The following is a 24118-nucleotide window of genomic DNA, read 5'->3' on the forward strand; positions in this document are numbered from 1 at the left end:
GTGGACAGGCGGTCGCCCTCAGGCCGTGGCGTCGCCGTCGGGACGGGGGCCCGGTACCGCCTCGGGCCGCAGCCGTGCCAGCAGCCGTTCGCGTTCCTCGGCGAAGGCCGGGTCCGCCTGGTAGTCCCCGTGTCCGAGGATCGGCGCGGGCAGCGGATGCTCCTGGGTACGTCCGTAGGCGAGCGGGTCCTTCAGGGGCGCGCGGTCGACCTGGGGACCGCAGTCGCCGGCCAGCCGAACGGGGCCGCCGATGGGGTCGGTGAGGCGGTACAGGTTGCGCCAGCAGTCGACCTCCCGGTGCAGCGAGGTCAGGGCGGCCGGGCCGAAGTGAGCCGGGAACCAGCGCCCGTAGAGCCGTTCCAGGGGAGAGCCGTAGGTGAGCAGCGCGACCCGCCTGCGTACCGAGGGCTTCAGCTGCCAGGCCGCGGCGGCGGCCAGCACACTGCCCTGGGAGTGCCCGGAGAGCACCAGGCGCCCGCCGGTGGCCCGGGTCCAGGTGACCATGCGCCACGTCAGGTCGGGCACGGCACGCTCGGCGTAGCAGGGCGGCGCGAAGGGGTGGGCGGCGCGCGGCCAGAAGGTGCCGACATCCCAGAGGATGCCGATGGTGCGGCGGGCCGCCGGGTCCTTGTAGGCGCGCCGCCCCGAAGTGACGAGAAGGACGAAGCCGAGGCCGATCAGCCAGGACCCGAGCGCCTGCGCGGTTTCGGCGGCGCCCCGGACGAAGGCGTACGACCCTCGCGCGGCCTGCGCCGGGGTGTCACCGGTGGTCAGGACGCCCACCAGGGCTCCGGCGCCGAGGAGCAGGGTCACGAACGAGATCACGCCGACCATGAGGGGCGCCCGGTCGGTGAGGGCGGCCATCGCGCGGGTGCTCGCGATACGGCCGGTACGCGTGGTGTCCTTGGCCTCGCCCGGGTAGTCGAGTTCCACCGCGCGCGTCTCGAGGACGCGCAGCCGCCAGGTGCGCAGGGCCAGCCTGCCGCACAGGCCGAGGAGCACGAGGAGCGTCGGCGGGATCACGGACGCCTGCCAGGTCAGCAGGACGGGCGGGCCGGGCAGCGAACCGCGCGTGCCGTCCAGCCAGTCGGCGACGCGCTGCGCGACTCCGCCGGACATCACGCCGCCCAGGGCACAGGCCAGCATCGCGACGGCGGGTCCGGCCAGACCACGCAGGGCGGTGCGCGGATCGGGTCTGGTGCGGTACAGGACGCGGGCCACCACGCCGAGCGTGATGACGAGCAGCCCCTGGGCGAGGGCGAGACCTCCGAAGGCCGCATCGCCCGGCAGCCGCCCCGCCGAGTGCCAGCCGGGCCGTGACCATCCGGCGTACACCAGGGTCAGGCCGAACAGGACGATCGAGCCCAGGGGCAGCCCGCGCACGAGCCTGGCGTCCAGTTCCTGGTCCAGCCGGTGTTCGCTGCGCCCGCGCCGGCAGACCACCCACAGCACCACGACCGCGCCCACGACGAGCGATGCGTACAGCAGCAGGCCGAGGGTCCCGAGCACGGAGGGTCCCCCGGCCTCCCGGTCGAAGCGGGCCGCGGGGCCGCCGACGGCGGCGGTGACGGTGAGGAGTCCCGCCGCGGTGTGCGCTGCGCGCAGCCGGGCCACCAGACGGCGCCCGTACCAGAAGCCGGGCCTGCCGAGCCCGGTGCGGCCGGTCTCCTCGGCGGGCTCGGGCCTGCGGGACACGGGCTGCTGGGACTCGTACGCGCTCCAGGTGCGGTGCGAGAGGTACCAGAGCAGGCAGGTGAGACCCGCGGGCACCAGGGCAGCGAGGGCGAGGCGGCGGCCGGGTCGGCTCCACCAGCCGTTGTCGGACAGGTCCGGGGAGAGGAAGCCCAGCCACGAGTGCGCCTCGGCGCACGCGCGTGTGCCCGCGCACTGCCAGGCGGTCAGGTCGAGGGCGACCTCGCAGGCCGCGGCGACCAGCAGCACAGTGAGGGTGAGCCCGGCCAGCCGGACGAGCAGGCCGTACAGGCGGACCGTCCGGGTGCGGCCGCGGGTGGCGGGACGCATCCAGTGCGCGAGGTTGACGACCATGAAGGGCAGCAGCAACAGCCACAGGGCCCGGGTGCCGTTGCCGGAGGTGAGGTTGCACCACACATAGGCCTCGGGGACCGGTTTGCCCCGGCAGTCGTCGGGGCGCCGCTCGGCGTCGGCGTCGGCGACGCGCCGGTAGACCGCCGCGGTCTCGTCGCCGCTGATGCGGACCGTCCGCGGATCGTCCAGCATCTCCTCGGGTGTGGTGCCGCCGACTCCGTGGACCAGGAGTTCGAGGGCGGTATCGGCCGTTTCGGGCCGCTGTGCGGGGCCGTTGAGCTCCCCCGCCGAGGCGTGTTCCCGTGCACGTTCCACTTTTCTGCACTTCCCCCGTGCGCGCGTCTGGCATGTGTCATGTGCAGGCACAAGGATCTCCGCTCAGGGGTGCGCGCACACCTGTGGTCACGGAATCTCCCCGATACGTGTGACAGTGACGCAACGGGGAGTGGCGCACGTGTCGGTGGCCCGTGCGAGGATGGGTCGTCCTCCAGGCCTAGGACAAGGAGAATGTCCACGTGGGAGTGGGTTCGGACGGAGTGGCGGGCAGCTTGTGGCGCGAGGATCGGAGCGGACGTGAGTGAGAATCAGAACCTTCTCGCGGAGCAGCGTCGGGCCCTGATTCTCGACGAGGTACGGCGCCGGGGCGGCGTCCGTGTGAACGAGCTGACCCGCAAGCTCGGCGTCTCCGACATGACGGTCCGTCGTGACCTCGACGCGCTCGCCCGCCAGGGCGTGGTGGAGAAGGTGCACGGCGGCGCGGTGCCGCTGGTCGAGGCGAGTACGCACGAGCCGGGTTTCGAGGCCAAGTCGGGCCTGGAGCTGACCGCCAAGGAGGACATCGCGCGGGTCGCCGCCGAGCTGGTCGCGCCGGGCACGGCGATCGCGCTCTCGGGCGGTACGACGACGTACGCGCTGGCGCATCAGCTCCTCGACGTGCCGGACCTGACCGTGGTCACCAACTCGGTGCGGGTCGCCGATGTCTTCCACTCGGCGCAGCGCCTCTCCGGCCAGCGGCAGGGCGCGGCCACGGTCGTGCTGACGGGCGGGGTGCGCACCCCGTCCGACTCGCTCGTCGGCCCCGTGGCCGACCAGGCCATCGCGGCGCTCCACTTCGACGTGCTGTTCCTCGGGGTGCACGGGATATCGGTCGAGGCGGGCCTGTCGACGCCGAACCTGGCGGAGGCCGAGACCAACCGGCGGCTGGTGCAGTCCGCACGGCGGGTCGTCGTGGTCGCCGACCACACCAAGTGGGGCACGGTGGGTCTGAGTTCGTTCGCCGCGCTGGACCAGGTCGACACGCTGGTCACCGACGCCGGGCTGCCGGCCGAGGCGCGGGCGGAGGTCTCCGAACACCTGCGGCGCCTGGTGGTGGCCGGAGAGCCCGAGGACGGTACAGACATCTGACGGTCCGCCAGCTAAGGTGACGCTGCCCGCGGCTCTGCACGCGGGACCGGAGGCTCCGTTCCCAGGTGGGGGTTTCGTCCATGGCACGCCGTCTTCGCCCGGTGGGGCTCGACTTCGCCGAGACCGCTCCCCTGCGTCTGGTGTTCGCCCGCGAGGTGGCGGCCCCTCCCGAGGTGGTCTTCCGCGCACTGGCCGAGGACGTGCCCGGCTGGAGCGAGTGGTTCTCGGCGGTGACACTCGCCCGGCCGACCGCGGACGGCGCCGGGCGGGAGATCCGGCTCCGGGGCGGTACGCGCTTCCAGGAAACGGTCCTCGCGGCCGAGGCACCCGAGGTGTACGCGTACCGGGTGGACGTCTCGAACGCGCCCGGCCCCCGGGCCCTGGTCGAGGAGTGGCGGCTGACTCCGGCCGGGAAGGGCACCCGGGTCCAGTGGACCTTCGCCGCCGACGGCGCGGCCCCGTTCCGGCTGGCCCTGAAGCTGGGCCGGGCGGGCCTGGGCCGCGCGTTCCGCCAGGCGGTGACGGCGCTGGACCGACGGCTGGCGTCGACACGCGCGTGACGGCCAGGGCCTGTCGTGTGGAGGTCGTTCCAGGCGACGGGGCTTGATCAGACCCCGCGGGCCCGGGCCTGATCCGAACGACAGGCGCTGGGTCCGCCCGTGGACGCGCCCGGCGAGCCGCGCCCCGATGGTCAGTCCGGCCAGATGCCCGTCTGGAGCAGGGCCGCGATCGCCGCGGTGTAGGGCGCGATGTCCAGCCCCTGTTCGGCCAGCCACGCGTCCGAGTAGTACTTGTCGAGATAGCGGTCCCCGGGGTCGCAGAGCAGCGTCACCACGCTCCCCTGGCGCCCCTCGGTCACCATCTCGGCGACGATCTTCAGCGCGCTCCACAGCCCGGTGCCGGTCGAGCCGCCCGCCTTGCGCCCGATGGCCTGTTCCAGTGCCCTTACGGCCGCCACGCTCGCGGCGTCCGGCACCTTCATCATCCGGTCGATCGCGCCCGGCACGAAGCTCGGCTCCATACGAGGCCTGCCGATGCCCTCGATACGCGAGCCGCAGTCGCAGGTGACGTCCGGATCGCCGGTGGTCCAGCCCTCGAAGAAACACGAGTTCTCCGGGTCGGCGACGCAGATGCGGGTGTCGGCCTGCATGTAGTGCACGTAGCGCGCGAGGGTCGCCGAGGTACCGCCGGTGCCGGCTGTGGCGACGATCCACGCGGGCTCCGGGAAACGCTCCAACTCCAGCTGGCGGAAGATGGATTCGGCGATGTTGTTGTTGCCGCGCCAGTCCGTGGCCCGTTCCGCGTAGGTGAACTGGTCCATGTAGTGGCCGCCGGTCTCGACCGCGAGGGCGGCGGACTCCTCGTACATCCTGCGGGAGTCGTCCACGAAGTGGCACTGCCCGCCGTGGAACTCGATCAGGCGGCACTTCTCGGCGCTCGTGGTGCGCGGCATGACCGCGATGAAGGGCACGCCGATCAGCTTCGCGAAGTACGCCTCGGAGACGGCGGTCGAGCCGCTGGACGCCTCGATCACCGGGCGGCCCGGCCGGATCCAGCCATTGCAGAGCCCGTACAGGAAGAGTGAGCGGGCGAGGCGGTGCTTGAGGCTGCCGGTGGGGTGGGTCGACTCGTCCTTCAGGTAGAGATCGATACCCCACGCCTCGGGCAGCGGGAAGCGCAGCAGATGGGTGTCCGCCGAGCGGTTCGCGTCGGCCTGGACTTTGCGGACGGCTTCTTTGAGCCAGGTCCGGTACCGCGCGTCGCTGTGGTCGACGTCGAGGGTTTCGCCGGTCCGGATCTGCTGAGGGGTGCTCACGGCGGGGCTCCTTACGCATCGCGCCGACGCCGGTTCAGATGGTCGGACGCCTCGATCATAAACACCTTGCGCACGCTTCTCACCTGCATAAACACACCTTTGAGCACCTCAAAGGCACCCCTGGAGCAGGGGTGTCCGAAGCGACGGGGGCGCACCCGGGCGAGTGCTCCCGTCCCCGCCGTCACCTCGTCATGCGCACTGGTGCTCGCCGCTGCCTGCGGGCAGACTGCACCGCAGGGAACGCGGCCCGCGTCCGACCTCGCCGCACGGGATGACACTCCCGTAGCGGTCGCGCACACCGGAGCACGGCCCGCGCGAAGTCCGGGACCGGGACGCGGGACAGAGAGACGCGGGACAGAGCACAGCCGACGCGCACAAGGGGGCGGAGCATCATGGCAGAGCCGGAGTTCACGGCCACGGGCGTGCGGATCGGGAAGAGGCTGCGGTCGCTCACCCGGGCCGGACAGGTCCGAATCAGCGACGGCAGGCTGGAGTTGCTGACGAGTTACGGCAGCGAGATCGACAGTGCGCCGGTGCAGGCGGTGCGGGCGTCGAAGCCGTGGTTCGCGCCCGGGGACCGGGCGTCGGCCGACGTCAACGGCACCCGCTATTCGCTCACGCTCGGCGAGCACGACCCCGCGCCGGGCAAGCCGGGGCCGCCCTCGGCGCGCCGGTTCATAGAGGCGGTTCGCAGGGCGGCGGGGCGCAACGGCTGAGTCGGCCGCGCGGCAACCGACACGGGAGCCTTCGGTTCGCCACCGGCAAGGGCCGACACAGGCACCCACGACTCGCGACCGGCGACGCCCCGCGCGCAGGCCTTCGACCTCCGGCCACCGGCCGCCCACCGGGCACCCCCGAGCGCGCTACCAGCGACGCTCGCGACCCGTGCCGGTCGGCACGCGAACCCCGGGCCCGCACCCCCCGGTCGCCGACCCGGGCAGCCCCGGCCCGCAACCGGCGACGGCGACCGGGCAGGCCTCGGACGTCCGGCCGTCGACGTCCGCCGCGAACGCCCCCACCACAGCCGACCACCGCGGACCGGCACGGCACGGGCTCACGCCCGGCGATCCCCGAACCGGAAGCCAGACGACCACCGAGTCGTCGACGTCCGCCGCGAACACCCCCACCACAACCGACCACCGCGGACCGGCACGACGGGGGCTCACACCCGACGATCCCCGAACCGGAAGCCAGACGACCACCGAGTCCCGGTGGCGGACCCCTCGTCCGACGAGAGCCGAAGGCGCACCCCGAACGCACGCCCCGCGAAACCCGACGCGGGACCCGGCACAACAGCCGCCCACACACAACCGCCAACGGCCCGTGGCAAGGACGTCGGCCCGCAACCGCCGACGGCCCACAACAAGGCCGCGAGCCCACAACCGCCGACCGCCCACAACAGAGCCCCGAGCCCACAACCGGCGCTTCCCGGCGCGCAAGCCCTGGGCCGACAACCACCCAAGCCCGATCCAGAACCCTCCAGCCCACGCCGGGCGGAACACGACGCGAGAGCCACCCGCACGCAACCGGCGACCGTCGACGGGGCAGCCCTGGGCTCGCGGTCGACGACGGCCGGAGACGAACCCCTGGACTCACCGCCGACGAGGTCTGGCTACGGGGCCTCCAGCCCCCGCAGGAGAAAACCCGGGGTGGGAGCCACCCGCCGACGGCCGGCTGCGGCCGACCGAGAAGCCTCGGGCTCCAAACCGGCCCGCCCCGGACCACGAGCCTCCGGCCCATGCCCGGCAACATCCGGGGTGGCAGCCTCCCACCCGCGGGCGGGAGGCTTCGGGGCGCGTGCGGCGAGGGGTGGTGTCCAGGGCATCGGTCGGCTGTGGCCGAGGGGAACGCGGTCCGGGATCGGTGCCGTCGGCACCGAGGCCCCCGTCCGCGGTGGGTGACGTCCGGTGCGTGAGCGATCCGCCCGCTCCCCGCGGCGGTGAACGATGAACCCCGGCCCGCCGGACGCCGCCGCTCAGGCGAGACCCCCGCCCCGCGACGGCTCGGGCCGGAGCGGACCGCACCGCGAGTTGCAGGACCGCACCCCCTGAGTCACGCTGTTCTCACATCATCACTCTGGGTTCACCGGCGATCACGCTATGAATCAGCCCGCCGGTCACCACAGCAGGCGGCCGTTCCACTCAGCCACTCTGCTGGATCCGATCTCCGTCTTCTTCCGGACCTCAATTCGGGGAGTCGCAGCCGTGATCAGCCAGCCAAGCAGGCATTGCACGGTGGAGCTCCAAGCCCTGCCGTCGCGGATCGGCCAGGTCCGCAGAATCCTTTCTGCGCAGTTGCGCTACTGGCATCAGGACCCCTTGATAGACCGGGCCGCGCTCGGAGTGACCGAGCTGCTGACCAACGTTCACCGGCACGCCCAGCCGGACAAGGTGTGCACCGTGGAGATCGAGCTGCTGCTCGACCGGCTCACGGTCTCGGTGCACGATCACGACCCCCGCCTGCCCGAGGTACAGGACGTGGACCCCACGGCCACCTGCGGACGCGGTCTCGCGATGATCGCCGCGGTGAGCGAGAGCTGGGGCGCGCGTCCGGACGGCGAGTCGGGCAAGGTCGTGTGGTTCACCCTGCCGGCGACCTCGCCCGCGGTGGCGGAGCCCGCGCTTCCGCCGTACGAACAGACTCGCGAGACCTCGCGCCGACGCGCCGTCGCCCCGCTCGACCCCCTCGACGAACGCCGGCCCGAACACGCTCCCGCCCGGTCCGCCGTTGCCGGCTGACCGGGCGGTGACCCCCGTCTCGTACGTCACTCGGTGGCGATGGCGCGCAGCACGTCCAGGCGTGCTGCGCGCCGGGCCGGGCGCAGCCCCGCGAGGGCTCCCGCCGCGAGGCCCACGAGCGCCACCACGACGAGCCGCACGGGCGGGATCGCGAAGGCGAAGGCGCTCTCCGACGCGCCGTCGGAGGCCTCGACGAGCACCCAGCCCAGGAAGGCACCGAGGGCGAGTCCGCCTGCCGTTCCGAAGGCGGCGACGAGGACCGACTCCCAGCGGACCATGGCGCGCAGCTGCGCCCGGGTCTGCCCGACCGCCCGCAGCAGACCGAGTTCACGGGTGCGCTCGTGGATCGCGAGGGTGAGCGTGTTGGCGATGCCGAGCAGGGCGATGAGCACCGCGAGTGCGAGCAGCGCGTAGACGAGGGTCAGCATCATGTCGATGCCGCCGGCCGAGGACCGCGCGTACTCGTCGCGGGTCTGCACCTCGGGGTTGCCGTACCGCGCGGCCACCTTCTCGACCGCCGCCTTGCCGTCGGCCGTACCGACACCGTTCTTGAAGGTGACGGCGACGAGCGAGTCGGAGTCCTGGGTGCGGTGCGGGGCCCAGGCGGCGCGGGTGATGACGTAGTCGCCGGCGAGTTCGGATCGGCCGTAGACCGCGCGGACGGTGAAGTTCTCGCGTTGCCCGTCGGCGAAGGTGAGCCGGGCGGTGTCACCGGTCGTGAGGTGCTGCTCGGCGGCCTCCTTCCGGGTGAGCGCGATGCCGTCGGTGCCCAGGTCGTCGAGCGAGCCGCGCACCTCACCGAGGTCGAAGACCTTGCCGAGTGTGACCGGGTCGGTGACGGTCAACGCCCGCCCCTTGCCGTCGACCTGGGCGGCCCCGCGGCCGAGGCCGACCGCGTACCGGACGGCCGGCTGCCGCGCGATCGCGGGCGCGAGCTCGGGACTCAGCCCGCTGCCGCCCGCGCCGAAGGACGGGGTGCTGACGGCGACGTCACCCGCGAAGGACCGGGAGACCGTCTGGTCCATGGTGGCCTTCAGCGAGGCGCCGAAGACCGTGAAGAGCGAGACGACGGCGACGCCGATCATCAGGGCGCTCGCGGTGGCGGCGGTCCGCTTGGGGCTGCGCAGCGCGTTGCGCCGGGCCAGGCCGCCGGTGACACCGCGCAGCCTGTCGAGGGGGGCGCCGAGGGCTCGCACGGCGGCCGACGACGCCACGGGGCCGAGGACCACGAAGGCGGCGAGGGCGAGAACGGCGCCGAGGCCCGCGAGCCACAGCGACGGGCTCACCAGCACGCCGGTCAGGGTGGCGCCCACCGCGAGTACGGCCAGCGCCGCACCCACGATCGCCCGCCCCCGTGAGGCCCCGGACCCGTCGACGGCCGTCTCGCGCAGCGCGGCCAGCGGCGCGGTGCGTCCGGCCCGTACGGCGGGCAGCAGCGCGGAGCCCAGGCAGACCACGATGCCGACCGCGAGCGGCAGCAGCATGGACAGGCCGCTGATCACCAAGTCGCCCTGGGGGAAGGGGAACCCGATGGCGGGGAACAGCGCCTGCAGCCCGGCCGCGATCCCGATGCCGCCCGCGAGGCCGACGGCCGACGCGGTCACCGCGACCACGCTCGCCTCGACCAGGGACGAGGCGGTGACCTGGCGGCGGGAGGCGCCCAGGGCGCGCAACAGGGCGTTCTCGCGGGTGCGTTGGGCGACGACGATCGCGAAGGTGTTGTGGATGGAGAAGGTCGCGACAAGCAGCGCGATGCCGGAGAACACGAGCAGGAAGGTGGTGAAGATGTTCAGGAACTGGCTGGAGATCATGTCGGTGTTCTCCCGCGCCGACTCCTGGCCGGTGATCGCCTCGACTCCCTCGGGCAGGACGGGAGTCAGGCCCGCGACGAGCTCGGCCTGACCGACCCCGGGACCGGCCCGCACCCGGATGTTCGCCGCCTCGCCGGGCTTCGCGGTGAGGTACTTCTCGGCGTCGGCCTCGGTCATCCCGGTGAACGTCACCTGCGCCATGCCGTCCTCGCCGCCGAAGGTCGCGAGGCCCACGATCGTCACCTTGACGGGACCGGGGGTGCGCAGGGTCGTCGTGTCGCCGATCTTCAGGCCGCCCTTCTTCGCGGCGCCCCGGTTGACGACGACCTCGCCGGACTTCGACGGGGCGTGGCCCGCGGCGAGTTGGTACGGGTTGAGCTTCGGGTCGGTGATCCAGTTGCCGGCGAGGGTGGGCGGGCCCTGGCCGCCGACGGGCTTGCCGTCGCTGCCGACGAGCTGGCCCGCGCCCTGGATGTCGGGGGCGGCGGCCGCGACGCCGGGAACCCGCTCGATGGTCTTCACCAGGGCGGTGTCGACCGGTTGGCGCACACCCTGGCTCTCACCGGGCGTCGTGATGGCGTCGGCGCTGCGGACGACCGCGTCGGTGCCCTTCGTGGCGTCGCCGAACAGCGTGCTGAAGCTCGCTCGCAGCGTGTCGCCCATGACCAGCGTTCCGGCCAGGAAGGCGACACCGAGGAGCACCGCCAGGAACGTACCGGCGAAGCGGCGTCGGTGGGCGCGCAGGGAGGACACGCTCAGGCGCACGGAGGCGTTCACGACCGCCCGCCTTTGGCGTCGAACGCCTTCATCCGGTCGAGGACCTTGTCGGCCGTCGGGGACTCCATCCGGTCCACGAGGCGTCCGTCGGCGAGGAAGACGACCTCGTCGGCGTGTGCGGCCGCCACCGGGTCGTGCGTGACCATGACGACCGTACGGTCCATCCGGCGCACCGCGCGGCCGAGGAGGTTGAGGACCTCATCGCCGGAGCGGGAGTCGAGGTTGCCGGTGGGTTCGTCGGCGAAGACGACGTCGGGACGGCCGGCGAACGCCCGTGCCACGGCGACGCGTTGCTGCTGTCCGCCGGAGAGTTCGGACGGGCGGTGGTGGAGCCGGTCACGCAGGCCGACGACGTCGACGAGCGCGTCGATCCACTCCCGGGAGCCCTTCGTCCCGGCGAGGTCCAGGGGCAGCGTGATGTTCTCGGCGACGGTCAGCGTCGGGATCAGGTTGAACGCCTGGAAGACGAAGCCGACACGGTCGCGGCGCAGCAGGGTGAGACGGCGGTCGTCCAGCGTGCTCAGGGGGGTGTCGCCGATGAACGCGGCGCCCGAGGTGAGTGTGTCCAGGCCCGCCGCGCAGTGCATCAGAGTGGACTTGCCGGAGCCCGAGGGGCCCATGATCGCGGTGAAGCGTCCGGCCGGGAAAGCGACGCTCACCCCGTCCAGGGCCCTGACGGCGGTGTCGCCGCTGCCGTACACCTTGACGGCGTCGGCGACACCGGCGGCATGACGCGTCGTGATGGCGGTCGTCATGCCGCTCCTCCCTTGTCCGGGCGGCCGAACTGCTCGTCCAGGACGGTCAGTCGGCGCCAGTACTCGTCCTCGTCGATCTCGCCGGTGGCGAAGCGGCGGCCGAGCAGCGCGATCGGCGAGTCGCCCGTGAGGCGGGAGTCGCGGGACGGGCCGAAGTCGCCCATGGCGCGCCATGGTCCGCGACGCCCGCGCCCCACGGTGCGGCGCAGGACCGTCACGACGCCGATCACGGCGGCCGCCCAGATCAGCGGGAAGAACAGGATCCACGGGCCGGGGCCGCCGTCCCAGTTCGCCAGGGTCTGCATCTCGGGTCATCTCCTAGAGGGGAGCTGTTGTAGGTGGGAGCTGTTGCGATGCATCGAGACTCGCTCCGGGAGGGGGCCCGAGTCGTCGTACGGCCAGCGGCCGTTCCCGTACCTCCGCGGGAGTACGCGGAGCGCCGTCGTCTGCTTCCTCAGTCCGCTCTTACTGCCCTCGACGCTGTACCTACTAGTATGTACAGTGAGTTCATGAGCACTCCGGAGCGGCTGATCGAGTCCACGCGTGAGCTGTTGTGGGAGCGCGGTTACGTGGGCACCAGCCCCAGGGCGATCCAGGAACACGCGGGCGCCGGGCAGGGCAGCATGTACCACCACTTCAAGGGCAAGCCCGATCTCGCCCTGGCCGCGATCCGACGCACCGCCGAGGAACTGCGGACCACCGCCGAGGCCGTACTGGGCGCGCCCGGTTCGCCGTACGAGCGCGTCGAGGCGTATCTGCGCCGGGAACGAGACGTCCTGCGCGGCTGTCCGGTCGGTCGGCTGACGATGGACCCGGACGTGATCGCCAGTGCCGAGCTGCGCGCCCCCGTCGACGAAACGATCGACTGGCTGCGCGAGCGGCTGGCCGGGGTCGTCGAAGAGGGCAAGGAACAGGGGCAGTTCGCGCCGTCGCTGGACGCCGAGGAAATCGCCGCGACGATCCTCGCGACCGTCCAGGGAGGGTATGTGCTCGCGCGCGCCTGCGGCTCCCCGGCCGCCTTCGACACGGCCGTCCGCGGGCTGCTCGCCCTGCTCTCCCCCGCCGGTCGGGACCTCGGATGAAGACCTGAAGACCTCAAGGCCTGACGACCCGGAGGCCTCAAGGCCCCTCAAGGAGGCATGCGATGCACGCGATGCAGTACGAACTGACGTTCCCCGCCGACTACGACATGGGGATCATCCGCGCCCGGGTCTCCCGTATCGGGCACCTCCTCGACGACTGGGAGGGGCTCGGTTTCAAGACGTATCTGATGCGTGAGCGGGGGGTGCACGGCTCGCCGGTCAATCAGTACGCGCCCTTCTACCTCTGGAACACCGTCGAGGGCATGAACTCCTTCCTCTGGGACGGCGCCTTCCAGGGACTCGTCGATGACTTCGGGCGGCCGGTGGTGCAGAACTGGACGGGCCTCGCGTACGAGGAGGGCGGCGCCGCCGGTGCGCCGGCGCAGGTCGCGGTGCGGCGACGGCAGCCCGTACCGGAAGGCGTGGACCTGGCCGAGGTGATGGCGGACGCCGCGGCCCGAACGGAGCGGCTGGCCTCGCTCGACGGCGCGGTGTGCGCGGCCGCCGCCGTCGACCCGCGCCACTGGGAGCTGGTCCACTTCTCCCTCTGGGACCACGACACGCCCAAGGTTCCCGGCGAGGTCTTTCAGGTGCTGCACGTGTCGGCGCCCGGGCGCGACCGGCTGCCCCGGGGCCGGCAGTGGTGAGCCCTGCCCCCACGAGCCCCGGTGGCGCCGTCCCCGCGAGGGTCCGTACGGTCCTCGGGGACGTGCCGCCCGAGCACCTCGGGGTGTGCGACGCCCATGACCACCTCTTCTTCGGCAGTCGCGTGCTCCCCGGCCAGGAACTGCGCGACGCGTCCGTCGCGCGGGCCGAACTGGCCGCGTTCCGCGAACAGGGCGGCGGGAGCGTGGTGCAGTGGACGCCCTACGGACTGGGCCGGCGCGCCGCGGACCTGCCGCTGCTCTCCCGTGACACCGGGGTCCGTGTGGTCGCCGCGACGGGCCTGCACCAAGCGGTCCACTACGCACCGGAGTCACTCTCCGAACTGCGCGGCAGGCTGACCGACGTGTTCGTCTCCGAACTCACCTCCGGCATCGGCACGTCCGGGGTCCGGGCCGGACTCGTCAAGGTCGCGGGCGGCTTCCACGCGCTCGACGCGCACGCCCGCTGGACGATGACCGCGGCGGCCGAGGCGCACCACGCCACGGGCGCGCCGATCGCCGTGCACCTGGAACTGGGCACGGCCGCGCTCGACGTGCTCGACCTGTTGTGCGGCGCGTTGGAGGTGCCGCCGCACCGGGTGATCCTGGGTCACCTCAACCGCTCCCCGGACCTCGTGGTGCAGCGCCAGGCCGCCGAGGCGGGCGCCTACCTCGCCTTCGACGGCCCCTCCCGTGCCAACCACGCCACCGACTGGCGCATGCCCGACGCCGTACGCGCCCTGGCCGACGCCGGTTTCGGCCATCGCCTGCTCCTCGGCGCCGACACGACGACCGCGGCGGCGCGCTCGGTCAACGGCGGCCCCGGGATGCCGTATCTGCTGCGCCGGGTGCGCCCACGGCTCGCGTCGGCCCTGGGTGCGGAACTCGTGGAGCGCGTCTTCACACACAACCCCGGCCGGGCGCTCGCCGTGAAGTGGCGCGACACGCCACCCCGGCTGCCGGACACCCCCTAGGCCCCGCGGAGTCCGGTCTCAGGTCCGGGACAGTGCCGCCGGTGGGTCGTCGAGGACCGGCTGCCAGGCCAACTCCGCGGCACCCACCAGGGTGTTGTGGTCCAGGGTGCAGGCGAGGATCGGTACGCCGCCGCTCTGGCCCCACAGGCTGCGGTCGGCGACGACGGCGCGCAGCCGGTCGGGGTCGGCGTCGAGGAGGGTGCGGTGCAGGCCGCCGAGGATGATCCGGTCGGGGTTGAGGATGTTGACCAGTCCGGCCAGGCCGAGGCCGAGGCGGTCGATCAGCGCCTCGGTGGCCGTGCGGACGGAGGGGTCCTGGTCGTACCGGGTGCGGATCAGGTCGTTGGCCTGCTGAAGGAGGGACACCTCGGGGCCCGGGTCACGGCCCGCCGCCGTGAGGAACGCCAGGGGGTCCGCCTCGACGTCGAGGCAGCCGCGGCTGCCGCAGTAACAGGGGCGGCCCTCGGGGTTGACGGTGAGGTGGCCGACTTCGAGGGCGAGGCCCGAGCTGCCCGTGTGCAGCCGCCCGTCGAGGACGAGCGCGCCGCCGACGCCCCGGTGCCCGGTGGCCACGCACAGCAGGTCGCGCGCGCCGCGCCCGGCGCCGTGGCGGTGCTCGGCGAGCGCGGCGAGGTTGATGTCGTTCGCGGCGAACGCCGGGCCCTCGATGCCCGCCGCGCGCACCCGCTCGGCGAAGATCCGGCGGACGGGGGCGCCCGCGGGCCAGGCGAGGTGGAGGGGGTTGAGGGCGAGCCCGTCCGGCTCGGCGACGGCGGACGGTACGGCGAGTCCGGCGCCCACGCAGCGCCGCCCGGTCTCGCGGAGCAGCTCCGCGCCGGTCTCGACGACGGCGCCCAGCACCTTCGCCGGGTCGGCGTCGACGGTCTCGCAGCTGGGCGCGGTGGCGACGATCCGGCCGCCGAGCCCGACCAGTGCGGCGCGGAACCCGTCGGCGTGCACCTGTGCGGCCAGCGCAACCGGACCGTCCTCGGCGACCTCCAGGCGGTGCGAGGGCCGTCCCTGCGAACCGGCCGCCGCGCCGGGCCGCGCGTCGACCCGGATCAGCCCGAGCGCCTCCAGCTCCGAGGCCACCGCGCCCGCGGTCGCCCGGGTGACGCCCAGCTCGGCGGTGAGTACGGCACGCGTCGGCGCACGTCCGGTGTGCACGAGTTCCAGCGCGGGCCCGAGTGCCCCGCGCCCCCGGTCCAGCCGTGTCCGCGTGTTCCCTTCCCCCGCCGTCCGGGGGCCCGCCTTGCCGTTCATGAGGGCGAGTCTCCCATGATCCGCTCGTGCGGTGTCCCGTCCGAGGGCACCTGGAAGCCACTCACCCGTAGCGTCACGTTCAGGCGGCCGGTCAGGCCCAGTTCGGGCGGCGCCGTATCGGCGTGCACGCGCGGAACCCCGTGGTAGGCGAGCCGGGAGGCACCGCCGAACACGAACAGGTCCCCGCTGCGCAGCTCGACATCCGTGTACGGGCGCGAGCGCGACTCGGTGTTCCCGAAGCGGAAGACGCAGGTGTCGCCGAGGCTCAACGACACCACGGGCGCGTCGGACTTCTCGTCGCTGTCGCGGTGCATGCCCATTCGGGCGTCGGCGTCGTAGAAGTTGATCAGTGCGATGTCGTACGGGGCGGTGGCGTTCTCGGGGCCCAGGGTGTCCGCGACCGCTCGGCGGCCGAGCTCGTCCAGCCACGCGGGGAAGGGCTTCACCGGGGCGCCGTCGCCGTCGGCGACCGTGCGCGCGTACCGGTACGGGTACCAGTGCCAGCCCAGGCACACCTGCCGGGAGGTCATCGTGCCGCCGCCGGGCGTGCGCACCGTACGCAGTCCGGCCGGCGGGCTGGCCCACGTACGGCAGGCTTCGAGAAGCTCCCGCTGGGCAATCGGGTCCAGCCAGTCCGGCAGATGCACCGCGCCCGGCGCGATCTCCGCCCGGCTCCGGGGGAACAGCTCAGCATCCATGGACATGCCACCATCCTCGCGCACCCCGCCCGTCCCGTGCGCGCACCTGATCAAGACCCGGCCCGCACCTGGCTGAGCTGCGGCTCGGCTAGCCTTGACCCACGATGAACGACCGGATGACCGCGCCCTGGGCCGAGTACGCGCTGGCCCGCTTCCCCGAGGACCCCCGCGACCAGCTCCGTGCCTGGGACGCCGCCGACACCTATCTGCTGCGGCACCTCGCGGAGAGCGGAACGCCGCTGTCCGGGTCGGTCGTGGTGGTCGGCGACCGCTGGGGAGCGCTCGCCACGGCGCTGTCGGCACACCGGCCGACGCAGATCACCGACTCCTTCCTCGCGCAGGAGGCGACCCGGGCGAACCTGGCCCGCAACGGGGTCGAGGCGACCGCGGTGCGGCTGCTGACCACCCAGGACACGCCCCCCGACCGCATCGACGTCCTGCTCGTCCGGGTGCCGAAGAGCCTCGCCCTGCTGGAGGACCAGCTGCACCGGCTGGCACCTGGCGTGCACGAGGGGACCGTCGTCGTGGGCACGGGCATGGTGAAGGAGATCCACACCTCGACGCTGCACCTCTTCGAGCGGATCCTCGGCCCGACCCGGACCTCGCTGGCCGAGAAGAAGGCCCGGCTGATCTTCTGCACCCCGTACCCCGGGATCGCCCGGGCCGCCAACCCCTGGCCGTACAGCTACCGGCTCCCCGACGACATCGGACCGGTTTCCGGCCGCACCGTCGTCAACCACGCCGGTGTGTTCTGCGCCGACCGACTCGACATCGGCACCCGCTTCCTCCTCCAGCATCTGCCGCGCAGCCGGGGCCCCGAGCACATCGTGGACCTGGGCTGCGGCAACGGAGTAGTCGGTACGGCGATGGCGCTGGCCAACCCGGAGGCGGAGGTGCTGTTCGTGGACGAGTCGTACCAGGCGGTCGCCTCGGCCGAGGAGACGTACCGGGAGAACACCGACGGCGTGGGCGCGGAGTTCCGCGTGGGCGACGGACTCGCGGACGTCCCCGCCGGGAGCGTGGACCTCGTCCTGAACAATCCGCCCTTCCACTCGCACCAGGCGACGACGGACACCACGGCCTGGCGGATGTTCTCGGGGGCGCGGCGCGCGCTGCGGCCCGGCGGCGAGCTGTGGGTCATCGGGAACCGCCATCTCGGCTACCACCTGAAGCTGCGCCGCCTCTTCGGCAACAGCGAACTCGTGGCGAGCGACGCGAAGTTCGTCGTCCTGAGGGCCGTCAAGAAGTAGTTCCGCGCAGTGCGCGGGGCGAGGCGCCGAGTTCACGGCGGCACGCCTTGTTGAACGCCTGCAGGTCGGGGATGCCGACGGAGGCGGCGACCGCCGGGATGGAGAGCGTCGAGGCGCGCAGCAGATGGTGGGCACGCTGAAGTCTGCGGCGCCGGATGTAGGCCACGACCGTGGTGCCGGTCTCGGCGCGGAAGAGCCGGGTGAGGTGGTTGTGGGAGATCCCGGCCGCACGGGCGATCTCCGGGATGGTGAGCGGCGCCGCCAGCCGGGCCTCGATGTGGGCGATGGCCGCGCCGACCGCCGGGTGCGGGCCGCGGCTCGTGGCGGCGGGCGGGGTGAGCCGGGCGACGCGCCACAGCGCGGTCCAGATCTCGGCCCGGGTGTGCTCGGGCGCCCCGGGGGCCGCCGCGATCGCGTTCAGCAACAGGCTGGAGAGCATGGGGAATTCGGGCCCCGCGTCCTGCATCACGGGGATGGTGCGGGGCGGCCCGGCGGGGGCGATGCGCAGATGGGCGTAGAGGTGTTCGGAGCGGCCCTGGTAGCGGTAGCGGACCGTGGTGCCGGGCGGTACGAGGCTGACGCGGCCGGGGCGGATGGTGTGCGCGGTGCCGTCGATGGTCAGTTCGGCGTCGTACTGGTAGAGGTGCAGCTGCCACAGCTCCGGCAGCCGGAAGACGTCCGTGCGGCTCGCCACGCCGTGCACGCCGACGCCGATGTTGACGACGGCGGGCGGCTCGCCGAGGTGGACGTCCGTCTCCCGCATGGTGAAAAGCTACCAGCAGTGGTGAGCCGCGCCCACGCGCCGTCGGCGGCCCCGCCCCTACGTTGAGTCGCATGACCAACACGCTGGAGCACACCTCGGGCATCCCACTCCTGAGTTCGGTCCGGATGGCGCACTTCGTGGCCCACGGCTCGCTGCGGCTGGACACCGTGGTGCCGCCGGAGATGAACGCCGAGGGCATGGAGGTGCTGCGCGCGGGCGTGCCCGAGGTGCCCTACGGCAGCTCCGTGCCGGCCGCCTACCCGGCGGGTTCCTTCGTCCGCCGGCTGCTGGAACTCCCCGCCGTGGCCGGGGCCCTGCGGAGCCTCGTCGGGCCCTGCCCGGCCGTCGACCACCACTACGTCCACGTCCGTGAGCCGCACGAGGGGCGGGCGCAGCCGCTGCACGCCGACGCGATCATCGATGTGCGCACGGACGCCTTCGACGTGCAGCTGATGTACTACCCGCAGGACGTCACCCTCGACATGGGCGGCACGCTCAGCGTGCCGGGCAGCCATCTGCGGCGCACCAACGAGACGGACACCGGGCGCTACCAGAATCTGCGCGGGCAGAGCCGGCTGGTCTGCCCGGCGGGCACCGTGGTGTTTCTGCACCATGGCCTGTGGCACGGCGGGCGGCGCAACGACAGCGACGTGGTCCGCTATATGTTCAAGATCCGCTTCAACCCGGCCGTGCGGCAGCGGCGGCTGTGGGACATCTCGGACCTCGGCGACCCGCGGGTCGCCGAGGAACTCTCCACGACCTTCCCCTGGTACGAGCCCGCCACCGGCCGTCTCGAGATCTACCACCGGGTCCTGCTGTGGCGCGCGCTCACCGGGGACGACTCCTTCGACCTGGACCACTGGGTCACCAGGGTCTCCAACCATCCCCAGGGGGAAGCCATATGAGTGTCCGTCAGCAGGTTCTGGTCCTCTATCTGGCCACCTCCGCCCTGGACGCGGAGGTGGTGGGCTGGTCGGTCTACGACGGCACCGGCCGCACGTCCCCCACGACCGGGGACAGCGACGAGCCGCCGTACGCGTCGGGGGTGGACGCCTTGCGGGACGGCTGGCGGCTGTTCCAGGCGGCGCAGCTGATCCCGCCGTTTCCCGGGGGCGAGTACGACGTGTCGTTCCTCAAGCACGAGTTCTTCTTCGAGCAGCTGGTCGACGTCGGTGCCCCCTGAGGTCAGGCGCTCAGTACGCGGATCAGGCGCGCCACCGTCCCCGCCATCGCCTCCCGCCCCACGCTGAGGTACTTCCGGGAGTCGACGGCTTCGGGGTGGGCGGCGAGGAACTCCCGGACGGCGCCGGTCATCGCGATGTTCAGGGCGGTCCCCACGTTCACCTTGGCGATGCCGCCGGCGACGGCCGCGGCCAGTTCGTCGTCAGGCACTCCGGAGGAGCCGTGCAGGACGAGCGGCACGCCGAGCGCCGCGTTCAGCCGCTTGAGACGGTCGTGGTCGAGGGCGGCGGTGCGGGTGGTCATCGCGTGCGAGCTGCCGATCGCGACGGCCAGGGCGTCCACGCCGGAGTCGGCCACGAACGCGCGGGCCTCGGCGGGGTCGGTGCGGGCGCCGGGCGCGTGCGCGTCGAGCGGCGGCTCACCGTTCTTGCCTCCCACCGCCCCCAACTCGGCCTCGATCCAAAGGCCTTGCGCGTGCGCCCAGTCGGCGGCGGCCCGGGTGGCGGCGAGGTTCTCCTCGTACGGCAGCCGGGCCGCGTCGTACATCACCGAGCTGAATCCGGCGGTGGGCGCCTGGCGGAGCAGGTCGTCGCTCTGGACGTGGTCGAGATGCAGCGCGACGGGCACCGAGGCGCGCTCGGCGGCCGCGGCGGCGGCGCGGGCCAACGGCAGCAGCCGCCCGTAGCGGAACTTCACGGCGTTCTCGCTGACCTGGAGGACGACGGGGGTGGCCACGGACTCGGCGCCCGCGATGACGGCCTCGACATGCTCCAGGGTGATGATGTTGAACGCGGCGACGGCGGTCCGCGCCCCGGCCGCGGCGGTGACCAGGTCACCGGTGGCTGCGAGTGGCACAACTCCTCCTTCTGGGTCAGCGGGCCGACGGCTCAGCGGGCCGGCGGGGCGAGGACGACCGAGCGGGTGAGGTGGCGCGGCCGGTCGGGGTCGAGTCCGCGGGCCGCGGCGACGGCGACCGCGAGCCGCTGGGCGCGGACGAGTTCGGCGAGCGGGTCGAGTTCACCCGCCACCCACCGTCCCCCCGTGGCCCGTACCTGCTCGGCCAGCCCTTCGGGGGCCTCGCCGAGCATCCAGGTGGCCGTGCCGGCGGTGGTGACGCTGATGGGCCCGTGCCGGTACTCCATCGCCGGGTACGCCTCGGTCCAGGCCAGGGAGGCTTCACGCATCTTCAGCCCGGCCTCGTTGGCGAGCCCGACGGTCCAGCCGCGGCCGAGGAAGGTGAACTGCGCGCAGTCGACGAGCCCTTCGGGCAGCGGGGTCGCGAGCGCCGTGCGCGCGTCCGCGACGACGGCGTCGGTGTGCAGTCCGAGGTGGGCGCGGAGCAGGGTGAGCGCGGTGGTCGCGAACCGGGTCTGCACCACGGAGCGTTCGTCCGCGAATTCGAGTACGACGAGGTCGTCCGCGCGGTCCATCACGGGGGTCGCGGGGTCGGCGGTGATCGCGGTCGTCCGGGTACGTCCGCGCAGCCGCCCGAGAAGTTCGAGCACCTCGGTGGTGGTGCCGGAGCGGGTGAGGGCGACCACACGGTCGTAGGAGCGGCTCTCCGGGAACTCCGACGCGGCGAAGGCGTCCGTCTCGCCCTGCCCGGACCCCTCACGCAGCGCGGCGGCGGCCTGCGCCATGAAGAAGGAGGTCCCGCATCCCACGATCGCGACCCGCTCCCCCACTTCCGGCAGTGCGCCGTCGTGCGCCTTGGCCTGCTCGGCGGCGCGGATCCAGCACTCGGGCTGGCTGTTCAGCTCGTGCTCGACATGGGTCATGCCGTACCCCTCCCACTGACGCTGTTCATGCAAGATAGTGCAAGTTAAGGCCGACTTTCGAGCACAATCAAGCATGTCGACTGTGGAAACGCCAGGGAATGTGGTGCGCTGGGGGTGCGCTAGGGTCGCGAAGGATCGAGGAACGGAGAGTGCGGATGTCGCGCGACGCCCGCTGGAGGGCCCTGCTGGAACTGCTCGTGGAGCGGGGCCGGCTGGAGGTCGAGCAGGCCGCGGCCGAGCTGGAGGTGTCACCCGCCACGATCCGGCGCGACTTCGACCAGCTCGCCGAGCAGCAGATGCTCGTGCGCACCCGGGGCGGCGCGGTCGTCCACGGCGTGTCGTACGAACTGCCGCTGCGCTACAAGACCGCCCGGCACGCCTCGGAGAAACAGCGCATCGCGAAGGCGGTGGCCGATCTCGTCGCGCCGGGCGAGGCGGTGGGGCTGACCGGCGGCACGACCACCACCGAGGTGGCGCGCGCACTGGCGGTACGCCCCGATCTCGCCTCGGGGTCGCCCGCGCTGACCGTGGTGACGAACGCGCTCAACATCGCGGGCGAACTGGCCGTGCGGCCCCAGTTCAAGATCGTGCTGACCGGCGGGGTGGCACGCTCGCAGTCGTACGAGCTGGTCGGGCCGCTCGCGGACGGTGTGCTCAGCCAGATCACCATGGATGTCGCCGTCCTGGGCGTGGTCGCCTTCGACGTGACGCACGGGGCAGCCGCCCACGACGAGGCGGAGGCGGCGATCAACCGGCTGCTGTGCGAGCGCGCCGAGCGGGTGATCGTCGCCGCCGACTTCAGCAAGCTGGGCCGGCGCGCCTTCGCCCGGATCTGCGCGGCCGAGTCGGTGGACACACTGGTCACCGACGCGGCGGTGGACGAGGAGACCGTGCGGCGGTTCACGGAGGCGGGGGTCGGGGTCGTCGCCGTCTGACGACCCCGGCCGGCCCGCTGACTCGACGCCGGACTCACGAGCCCTTCCGCTGCGGCACGGTGGCCGTCAGCGTGTGGATGTCGCGGCTGGTGGCGGAGGCGTCGGGCGCGACGAGCACCGTCCTCGGGCCGCCCGGGCGGTGGACGACGACACTGGGGAAGGCCGGTTCGGCCAGGGCGAGTTGCCCGGTGCCTGCGGCTTGCGGGTACATGCCGAGGCTCGCCCACACGGCCCAGGAGGACATGGCGCCGAGGTCGTCGTTGCCGACGAGGCCGTCGGGGCGGTCGCTGAACAGGGTGGCCAGGGCGCGGCGGACGATGTCGCGGGCGCGGTCGGGGCGGCCGGCGAAGTCGTACGCCCAGGGGGCGTCGAACGAGGGCTCGTTGCCGAGGTAGGCGTAGGGCTGGGTGCCGCCCGCGTTGAGCTGGGTGAAGAAGGTGTCGAGGCGGGCCGCGACGGCGGCGTTCCCGCCCATCAGGGTGAAGAGACCGGGCAGGTCGTGCGGGACCATCCAGGTGTACTGGGCGGCGTTGCCCTCGACGTACTCGTTCGTCTGCGCGGGAGTGAAGACCGGCCAGGTGCCGTCGGCGGCACGCGGCTGGAGGTAGCCGGTGACGGGGTTGAAGAGGTTGCGCCAGTTCCCGGAGGCCTTCAGCAGGGTGCCGTAGGCGGCGGTGTCGCCCAGACGGTGGGCGAGCTGGGCCAACGCGTAGTCGGAAACGGCGTATTCGAGGGTGGTGGCCGCCGAGCCCCACACTCCCTTGGTGCCGGCGGGGACGTAGCCGAGGGCGTCGTACTGCGCGTGTCCGGGCCGCTGGCGCTCGTCGTCGCGGCCCGCCATCGCGGCGCGCAGCAGGCCGCGGGCGTCGAAGTCGGTGGCGCCGAAGGCGTACACGGCGGAGGCGATGACGGGCAGCGGGTCGCCGACCATGACGCCGGTGCCGCCGTTGGCGAGGGTCCAGCGGTCGAAGTAGCCCGCCTGGCGGCCCTGGTTGAGGACGGACCGCGCGATGTCGGAGGCTTCGTGCGGGGCCAGCAGGGCGAGCAGTTGGACCTGGGAGCGGTAGACGTCCCAGCCGGAGAAGTTCGCGTACTGGACGTGTCCGGCGGGGGTGGTGTGGATGCGGCCGTCCATGCCGGGGTAGCGGCCGTCGGCGTCGCTGAAGGCACTGGGGTGCAGGAGCGAGTGGTACAGGGCGGTGTAGAAGACCCGGCGCTGGGTTTCGGTGCCGCCGCCGACGCTGATGCGGCCGAGCCAGTCGTTCCACTGGGCGCGGGCGGCCCGCCGGATCTGGTCGTAGGGGTTCGTGTGCTGCTCGGCGGCGATGTTGCCGCGGGCGCCGTCGACGCTGACGAAGGAGACACCGACGCGGACGGTCACCGTGCGTACGCCGGGGGCGAAGGAGACCTGCGCGGCGCCCGGCCTGCCGCCGGGGTGGACGACATGGGCGAAGGGGTGGTCGAACACGGCGTGGAAGTAGAGCCGGTAGCGGTTGGCGGACTTGCAGAAGCCGCCGCTGTCGGTGAACCCGGACAGGGTGTCGGTGCCGATGTCGACCGTTCCGGTCGCCGCGTTGAACGCCTTGCCCGCGTCGACACTCAACGCGGCGGGACGGTCGTCGGTGGCCGGGTAGGTGAAACGGGCGATGCCGGAGCGCTGCGTGGCGGTGAGTTCGCTGCCGATGCCGTTGTCGAAGGTGACCCGGTAATTTCCGGGTGTCGCCTGCTCGTTGGCGTGCGAGAAGGTCGCCTGCCCGCTGGTGTCGCCGGCGCGCATCGGCATGAAGGGCACGTTGCCGTAGTCCCTGCAGCCGGCCCCGGAGATGTGAGTGAGGCTGAACCCTCTGATCCGGTTGTCCCCGTACGCGTACCCGCCGTGCTGGTAGGTCACCGTGTCCGGGCTCCACTGCACCCCGCCGAGGGGTGCGGTCGCGCCGGGAAAGGTGTTTCCGGCACCGCCGCCATGGCCGAAATCGGCCCCTCCGGGCGCGGTACCGACGAAGGGGTTCACGTACTGGGCCGGGTCGGCCACCGTGTCGTCCGAGGCGGCCGGTGAGGCCGGGGCGGACGACACGACGAGCACGGCGGCGCCGGCCAGCGCGGCCCGGCGGAAGGGGAATCGCAAGTGGGTCTCTCCGGGCTGTGGCAGGAGGGGCGACAGGGCATGAGGGCGACAGTCTCCCCAGAGATGTCGTCACCTCC

General features: G+C 72.8%; 22 protein-coding genes. 11 read left to right on the forward strand and 11 right to left on the reverse strand.

The window, feature by feature from the left end; all coding sequences use genetic code 11:
• Window positions 1–18: 18 nt before the first annotated feature.
• The gene (locus ACZ69M_RS06245; RefSeq protein ID WP_470047099.1) at window positions 19–2361 is read right to left on the reverse strand and encodes a hypothetical protein; all 2343 of its coding nucleotides are present in this window, start codon (window positions 2359–2361) and stop codon (window positions 19–21) included.
• A 258-nt stretch (window positions 2362–2619) separates the two neighbouring features.
• Between ACZ69M_RS06245 and ACZ69M_RS06250 the strand changes: the two genes are divergently transcribed.
• The gene (locus tag ACZ69M_RS06250; RefSeq protein WP_054228731.1) at window positions 2620–3450 is read left to right on the forward strand and encodes a DeoR/GlpR family DNA-binding transcription regulator; all 831 of its coding nucleotides are present in this window, start codon (window positions 2620–2622) and stop codon (window positions 3448–3450) included.
• Between the two features lie 80 nt (window positions 3451–3530).
• On the forward strand, window positions 3531–4010 hold the full coding sequence (locus ACZ69M_RS06255) for an SRPBCC family protein (RefSeq protein ID WP_470047101.1): 480 nt from the start codon (window positions 3531–3533) through the stop codon (window positions 4008–4010).
• A 131-nt stretch (window positions 4011–4141) separates the two neighbouring features.
• On the opposite strand, the gene cds1 is transcribed toward ACZ69M_RS06255, so the two are convergent.
• The gene (gene cds1 / locus ACZ69M_RS06260; protein WP_470047103.1) at window positions 4142–5266 is read right to left on the reverse strand and encodes an L-cysteine desulfhydrase Cds1; all 1125 of its coding nucleotides are present in this window, start codon (window positions 5264–5266) and stop codon (window positions 4142–4144) included.
• Between the two features lie 392 nt (window positions 5267–5658).
• Here cds1 and ACZ69M_RS06265 point away from each other — a divergent pair, with 392 nt between their 5' ends.
• Window positions 5659–5982, forward strand: coding sequence for a hypothetical protein (locus tag ACZ69M_RS06265; RefSeq protein WP_470047105.1), 324 nt, complete (start codon window positions 5659–5661; stop codon window positions 5980–5982).
• 1488 nt (window positions 5983–7470) lie between these two features.
• Window positions 7471–8004, forward strand: a complete 534-nt coding sequence (locus ACZ69M_RS06270) for an ATP-binding protein (RefSeq protein ID WP_470047107.1) — start codon at window positions 7471–7473, stop codon at window positions 8002–8004.
• A gap of 26 nt (window positions 8005–8030) precedes the next feature.
• On the opposite strand, the gene ACZ69M_RS06275 is transcribed toward ACZ69M_RS06270, so the two are convergent.
• From ACZ69M_RS06275 to ACZ69M_RS06285, 3 genes are read right to left on the reverse strand one after another with little or no spacing between them, the layout of a single operon-like run.
• Entirely contained in the window at window positions 8031–10592 is a 2562-nt protein-coding gene (locus ACZ69M_RS06275) for an ABC transporter permease (RefSeq protein WP_470047109.1), read from the reverse strand.
• Window positions 10589–11347, reverse strand: a complete 759-nt coding sequence (locus ACZ69M_RS06280; RefSeq protein WP_470047111.1) for an ABC transporter ATP-binding protein — start codon at window positions 11345–11347, stop codon at window positions 10589–10591. Before ACZ69M_RS06280 ends, ACZ69M_RS06275 begins: the two co-directional genes overlap by 4 nt.
• Window positions 11344–11652 carry an SHOCT domain-containing protein gene (locus ACZ69M_RS06285; protein ID WP_470047112.1) on the reverse strand — a complete coding sequence of 103 codons (309 nt, stop codon included), beginning with the start codon at window positions 11650–11652 and terminating at the stop codon, window positions 11344–11346. The genes ACZ69M_RS06280 and ACZ69M_RS06285 overlap by 4 nt, the downstream gene beginning before the upstream one ends.
• Window positions 11653–11856: 204 nt before the next feature.
• Here ACZ69M_RS06285 and ACZ69M_RS06290 point away from each other — a divergent pair, with 204 nt between their 5' ends.
• The 3 genes from ACZ69M_RS06290 to ACZ69M_RS06300 all read left to right on the forward strand — a co-directional run bounded on the left by ACZ69M_RS06290 (window position 11857) and on the right by ACZ69M_RS06300 (window position 14047).
• Complete coding sequence (locus ACZ69M_RS06290) at window positions 11857–12429, forward strand: TetR/AcrR family transcriptional regulator (RefSeq protein WP_470047114.1); 573 nt, start codon at window positions 11857–11859, stop codon at window positions 12427–12429.
• Window positions 12430–12491: 62 nt separating this feature from the next.
• Window positions 12492–13076 carry a DUF4865 family protein gene (locus tag ACZ69M_RS06295; protein WP_470047116.1) on the forward strand — a complete coding sequence of 195 codons (585 nt, stop codon included), beginning with the start codon at window positions 12492–12494 and terminating at the stop codon, window positions 13074–13076.
• 62 nt (window positions 13077–13138) lie between these two features.
• On the forward strand, window positions 13139–14047 hold the full coding sequence (locus ACZ69M_RS06300; protein ID WP_470047118.1) for a phosphotriesterase family protein: 909 nt from the start codon (window positions 13139–13141) through the stop codon (window positions 14045–14047).
• Between the two features lie 18 nt (window positions 14048–14065).
• Here ACZ69M_RS06300 and ACZ69M_RS06305 read toward each other — a convergent pair whose 3' ends face one another.
• Entirely contained in the window at window positions 14066–15310 is a 1245-nt protein-coding gene (locus tag ACZ69M_RS06305) for an ROK family protein (RefSeq protein ID WP_403686521.1), read from the reverse strand.
• Window positions 15307–16008 (reverse strand): alpha-ketoglutarate-dependent dioxygenase AlkB family protein, encoded by a 702-nt coding sequence (locus ACZ69M_RS06310; RefSeq protein ID WP_470047547.1) that lies wholly within the window; start codon window positions 16006–16008, stop codon window positions 15307–15309. Before ACZ69M_RS06310 ends, ACZ69M_RS06305 begins: the two co-directional genes overlap by 4 nt.
• Window positions 16009–16112: 104 nt before the next feature.
• Here ACZ69M_RS06310 and ACZ69M_RS06315 point away from each other — a divergent pair, with 104 nt between their 5' ends.
• Window positions 16113–17258 carry a methyltransferase gene (locus ACZ69M_RS06315; protein ID WP_470047120.1) on the forward strand — a complete coding sequence of 382 codons (1146 nt, stop codon included), beginning with the start codon at window positions 16113–16115 and terminating at the stop codon, window positions 17256–17258.
• On the opposite strand, the gene ACZ69M_RS06320 is transcribed toward ACZ69M_RS06315, so the two are convergent.
• The gene (locus ACZ69M_RS06320; RefSeq protein WP_470047122.1) at window positions 17248–18021 is read right to left on the reverse strand and encodes a helix-turn-helix domain-containing protein; all 774 of its coding nucleotides are present in this window, start codon (window positions 18019–18021) and stop codon (window positions 17248–17250) included. The two genes, ACZ69M_RS06315 and ACZ69M_RS06320, sit on opposite strands and share 11 nt — an antisense overlap.
• A 71-nt stretch (window positions 18022–18092) precedes the next feature.
• Between ACZ69M_RS06320 and ACZ69M_RS06325 the strand changes: the two genes are divergently transcribed.
• Complete coding sequence (locus ACZ69M_RS06325; protein WP_470047123.1) at window positions 18093–18926, forward strand: phytanoyl-CoA dioxygenase family protein; 834 nt, start codon at window positions 18093–18095, stop codon at window positions 18924–18926.
• Window positions 18923–19204 (forward strand): hypothetical protein, encoded by a 282-nt coding sequence (locus ACZ69M_RS06330; RefSeq protein ID WP_470047124.1) that lies wholly within the window; start codon window positions 18923–18925, stop codon window positions 19202–19204. The genes ACZ69M_RS06325 and ACZ69M_RS06330 overlap by 4 nt, the downstream gene beginning before the upstream one ends.
• Window positions 19205–19206: 2 nt before the next feature.
• Here ACZ69M_RS06330 and ACZ69M_RS06335 read toward each other — a convergent pair whose 3' ends face one another.
• Together ACZ69M_RS06335 and ACZ69M_RS06340 are read right to left on the reverse strand one after the other, a co-directional pair.
• Window positions 19207–20058 (reverse strand): class II fructose-bisphosphate aldolase, encoded by an 852-nt coding sequence (locus ACZ69M_RS06335; RefSeq protein WP_470047126.1) that lies wholly within the window; start codon window positions 20056–20058, stop codon window positions 19207–19209.
• 32 nt (window positions 20059–20090) lie between these two features.
• Complete coding sequence (locus ACZ69M_RS06340) at window positions 20091–20981, reverse strand: SIS domain-containing protein (RefSeq protein ID WP_470047127.1); 891 nt, start codon at window positions 20979–20981, stop codon at window positions 20091–20093.
• Window positions 20982–21136: 155 nt separating this feature from the next.
• Here ACZ69M_RS06340 and ACZ69M_RS06345 point away from each other — a divergent pair, with 155 nt between their 5' ends.
• Window positions 21137–21916 carry a DeoR/GlpR family DNA-binding transcription regulator gene (locus tag ACZ69M_RS06345; protein WP_470047128.1) on the forward strand — a complete coding sequence of 260 codons (780 nt, stop codon included), beginning with the start codon at window positions 21137–21139 and terminating at the stop codon, window positions 21914–21916.
• Window positions 21917–21950: 34 nt separating this feature from the next.
• On the opposite strand, the gene ACZ69M_RS06350 is transcribed toward ACZ69M_RS06345, so the two are convergent.
• Entirely contained in the window at window positions 21951–24041 is a 2091-nt protein-coding gene (locus ACZ69M_RS06350) for a GH92 family glycosyl hydrolase (protein ID WP_470047130.1), read from the reverse strand.
• Window positions 24042–24118 lie beyond the last annotated feature (77 nt).

The sequence above is a fragment of the Streptomyces sp. NPDC107454 genome (assembly GCF_055582885.1).